Here is a 1238-nt window from a genome sequence, read left to right on the forward strand (position 1 = left end):
ATCCGAATGTCGTGCTCCTCACGCCTGGCCCTTATAATAGCGCTTATTTCGAACACGCCTTTTTGGCCGACGAAATGGGCGTGGAACTGGTGAAGGGCACCGATCTGTTCGTCGACGATCACAAGGTCTATATGCGCACGCCGCGCGGGCCGAAGCAGGTGGATGTGATCTACCGCCGCGTCGATGATGTGTTCTTGGACCCACTGGCGTTCCGGGCCGATTCGATGCTGGGCGTGCCGGGGCTCATCGGGGCCTATCGGGCCGGGAATATCTCGCTCGCCAACGCTTGCGGAACGGGGATTGCCGACGATAAGGCGACGTATTGTTACGTTCCCGATATGATTCGCTTCTACCTGGGCGAAGAGCCGATTTTGCAGAATGTGCCGACCTATCGGTGTTCGGAGCCGCAAGATCTGACCTATGTGAAGGAACATCTGAAGGAACTGGTGGTCAAGGAAGTCCACGGCTCGGGGGGCTCGGGCATGCTGGTCGGCCCGACCTCGACGAAAGCCGAAATCGAGACTTTCCGGGAAAAGCTCTTGGCCAATCCCGCCAATTTTATCGCCCAACCTACGCTATCGCTCAGCACCTGCCCCACCTTCGTTGAAGAGGGGATCGCACCGCGCCATGTGGATTTGCGCCCCTTCGTGCTGTCGGGGGAGCGGATCACCATCATGCCTGGCGGATTGACGCGGGTGGCCTTGCGCAAAGGCTCGCTCGTGGTGAATTCGAGCCAGGGGGGTGGCACCAAGGATACTTGGGTGCTCGCGGATCATTGATCGGAAGGGTCTAGGATGCTGAGTAGCACCGCAGGAAATGTGTACTGGATGGGGCGCTATATCGAGCGCGCCACCAATTCGGCCCGCATGCTGGAAGCCACGAATCGCATGTGGCTGATGGCGGGCGGCAGCCGGGAATGGCAGTCGTTGGCAATGGCCTTCGGGCTGGATGAGAAGTTCGAGCAGAAATACCCCGAGCGCTCGGTAGGGGATTTTGTTACCTTCATGGGGGTGGATAGCAGCAATTCGTCCAGCATTGCCGCCTCGATCCAAGCCGCGCGCAATAATGCCCGCTCGGAGCGGAATAATCTCACGGTTTCGGTTTGGGAATATCTCAACGAGGCCTCGATTCAACTGCGCGAGAAGCTGGATAAGCCGCTGACGGGGGCCAATATTCAGGATTTCCTGGATTGGACCAAGCGTCAGATGATTCTCGTGGCGGGGGCGTGTGAAACCACG

At 58.7% G+C, this 1238-nt stretch carries 2 protein-coding genes; both read left to right on the forward strand.

The genetic code is table 11. From position 1 onward, the window contains the following. On the forward strand, positions 1-779 hold a 779-nt coding region (locus tag VZ95_RS17445), incomplete at its 5' end, for a circularly permuted type 2 ATP-grasp protein (RefSeq protein ID WP_045776995.1). Between the two features lie 15 nt (positions 780-794). Then, positions 795-1238: alpha-E domain-containing protein (locus VZ95_RS17450; protein ID WP_045776996.1), on the forward strand; the 444-nt coding region annotated here is incomplete at its 3' end.

Origin of the sequence: Elstera litoralis (genome assembly GCF_000963705.1) — a bacterium.
GTDB lineage: Bacteria > Pseudomonadota > Alphaproteobacteria > Elsterales > Elsteraceae > Elstera > Elstera litoralis.